At 72.8% G+C, this 2,924-nt stretch carries 3 protein-coding genes; all 3 read right to left on the bottom strand.

The window, feature by feature from the left end; translation table 11 throughout:
• The coding region (locus RN729_RS01360; protein WP_310781836.1) for a hypothetical protein at nucleotides 1–1,442 on the bottom strand (1,442 nt) is incomplete at its 3' end.
• Nucleotides 1,443–1,740: 298 nt separating this feature from the next.
• A complete protein-coding gene (locus tag RN729_RS01365) occupies nucleotides 1,741–2,676 on the bottom strand; it encodes a hypothetical protein (protein WP_310781838.1) in 936 nt (311 codons plus the stop codon).
• A partial coding sequence (locus tag RN729_RS01370) for a hypothetical protein (protein WP_310781839.1) occupies nucleotides 2,673–2,924 on the bottom strand: 252 nt, incomplete at its 5' end. The genes RN729_RS01370 and RN729_RS01365, both read right to left, overlap by 4 nt.

Consider the following 2,924-nt stretch of genomic DNA (forward strand, 5'->3'; position numbering starts at 1 on the left):
GGCCTCCGGAGCAGCGCCTGCATCCACGCGCTCTTGAGCAGGACCCCGATGGCGCGTGCCAGGGCCGGGTTGGCCCCGGCGGGCATGTTGAGCGCCAAGACCTTGCCGCCCTCGATCAACTCGGAGAGCGGCGGCAGCCGCCTGCGGAGCCCCGGCATGGGCGGGACCCGCGCCGTGCGGTCCTCTTCGGCTTCCCCGCTGCTCTTGGGTTCCGGTTCGGAGACCGTCGGGGGCGGCGGGCAGAACACGGCCGCCACGTCCGGCTGGTCGAAGAGCGAGAGGAACACGCTGATGCCCTCGACGATCGAGGTGCGGAGCTTGGCGTCCAGCTTGGACCAGTCCTTGTCGTACCACCGCTCGACGGCCTCGACCCGCTCGCGGAGTTCGCTTCCGGCGGCGCCCTCGGGCTCGGTGGCGTAGGCGACCTTCAGTTCGGCGAGCCGCTCCCGGAGCGCGGGATCGAGCCGGTGCGCCGCCTTCCCCTCCTCCGGCAGCGCCCGCCAGCCCCAGTCCCCGAGCGCCTTGCGGTGCTTCGCGAGGTCCTTCCTCGCGATGACGGCGCGAAGCGGGCACGCGCGGTCGGCGAGCGCCTTGGCCTCGCCGATCTTCGCGGCAAGGAGGTCGCCGTCCACCGTGCAGCGGTATACGTCGCGGAGCGTGACCCAGCCCCCGGGCAGGAGCCGGTGGAGTTCCATGATCCACCGCACGAGGTTGGTGTACGCCTGTTGCCAGAAGGGATCCCTGCTCTTGCCGAAGAGCTGGTTGATGAGGGAGGCCACGCCGTAGGCGAGCGAGTAGGAGTCGAGCAGCGGGTCGTCGAGCGGGTTCCACCGCCACGAGCCGCCGAGCCCGATTTCGAGGTAGTCGTCGGCGCGCCCGGCGTCTTCGAGGATGCTCCGCACCTGATGACAAAAGTCGCCCTTGACTTCGAGCACGAGCGCGCCCGCTCTGCGCCGGGAGTCGTCCGCCCGCCAGTGGAGCAACTGGCTGGCGAACGGGTACATGCAGGCGGTGGTCTTGCCCGTCCCGACCGCTCCGACGACGAGCACGCCGGTGTAGAGTCCCTTCTCGGGGACGACGAGCCAGGACGGCCGTTCGCTCTCCCGCTGGGCGGTCGGATGGTGTAGTTCGCCGACCACGACCGAGGGCGCTTCGTCCGCGGGCGAGTTGGGCCAGTCGGGCAGCCTGCCGCGCCGCCGGAACCGGAAGAGCGGCTGGAACCAGACCCGCCAGACCGAGAGCGCGAGCGAGCCCGCGAGCACGACCAGGACGGCGGGCCACGCGTAGTGCCAGAAGCGGAGGACGGCGTGCACGCCCGGATCGTGCCATGCGATCAGGTCGAGGTACGGGTTCGCGTCCGGCGGCGGGAACGGCGCCTTGAGCGCCCGCGCGCCGACCGCGCCGACGGCGGCTCCGATGACGGCGAGCGTGGCGGACTTCATCGGCGCAGCCTCCTTCCTGAAAGGATCGCTGGCTGGGAGCGACCCCGTGCGGGGCGGAGGGGCGGGGTGTGAATCCACACCTCGGCCCGAACCCGCACCAGGCCCCTTGGGGCCGGGGTCGCTCCCAGCCCCGCCGAAGCGGCCCGACCGGCGACGCCCGGCCGGGGCGCGGCGGCGCAAGACGTTACGGCGTCTGCGGATGGCCGCCCACGTCCTTGTGAATCGCCGGACGCCTCGACTGTGAATCGGCCCCCCGTGTCGATTTCACGCCCCGGTGCGGCCCAAACTCGCCTGGCGGTCATCGGTAGCGGGCTCCCTGGAGGCGGATCGTCCGCCATGTGGCGGCGCGGCTCACCGGTGCGCGCTTAGGACCACGGCGCGCACGGTTCTCCAGCGCGACGCTCCGCTTCATGGCGGCCTGGAGCCCGCCGAACTCTTCGAGCACGTGGACCGCGCCCTCGATGATCGCCCGCTCGATCCGGGCCAGTTCCTCGGCCGTCCGGGCGTCCGGCTCGGCCGGGCCGGACCCCGCCTCGGCCCACTTGCGGATCACCCGCCCGGCCCGGTCGATCTCCTCCATCGTCCGCGCCGCCGCGACGATCTCGACGGCGCGGCCCTGCTCCCGGAGCGCGTCCCAGAGGCCCCGGTGCGCCGCACCCCACGAGCGGAGCGCGGTCGCGGTCTCGTGGCCCGGCTCGGCGTAGACGAACACGGCGCGCGTCGAGTCGAGCGCCACGGGCAGCTTGACGGGGAAGAAGCGGCGCGTGTCTCCGGCCGCGCCCCGGTAGAGCCGCGACGGCAGCAGCGCGCGCCCGATGCCGAGCGCCTCGAACGCGGCGACCTTCTCGGGCTCGGTCGAGAGCCACGGCAGGTCCGCGTGCTCGACCACGTAGTCGAGCGAGAGCAGCCGCCTGAGCAGCACCTCGTTCGCGGCGGCGCGGCGGTGCCGGACGTGCTCGGCGCCGAGCGCCCGGTAGACGCGCCGGGAGTAGATCCGGCACACGCGGCCGATCCCCCGGAGGCCGGGGACGGTCTCCTCGGCGGCCAGCCCTTCGGCGATCAGCGCGTGGACGACGCGCCGCACCTGCTCCGGGTGCGCGCCCAGGAACCGCGCGCACTGCGCGCGGGTGAACACGCCGCTGTGGAGGCACACCAGCGCGATCCACTCGGCCTTCTTCCCCGTCCAGCCGAACGCCTCAAGCACCTTCTCTCGTCCGTTGAGGTGCGCGATCATCGCCCGTCTCCCGTCACGAGCGCCCGGTCGGCCCGGAGATAGGTGACGAGGAGACCCATCGGGTTGTGGACGACCAACTCGGGCGGGATCGAGTCGAGGAACTCGAAGCGGAGCGTGAGCGACCAGCGCTCCCGCCGCAGCTCCTGCTCGCCCCGGAGATGCACGAGGTCGAAGTCGGCGGTCGCGCTGTGCGGCGGCTCGGGCGCGGGGTGGATGCGGAGCACGACCTGCTCGACCTCGGTCTCGGT

The organism is Candidatus Palauibacter polyketidifaciens, assembly GCF_947581785.1.
Classification (GTDB): domain Bacteria; phylum Gemmatimonadota; class Gemmatimonadetes; order Palauibacterales; family Palauibacteraceae; genus Palauibacter; species Palauibacter polyketidifaciens.

Bases quoted from the DNA above. Each gene is read 5' to 3' on its own strand.
- RN729_RS01365 (WP_310781838.1), bottom strand. From the start codon at position 2,676: ATGATCGCGCACCTCAACGGACGAGAGAAGGTGCTTGAGGCGTTCGGC.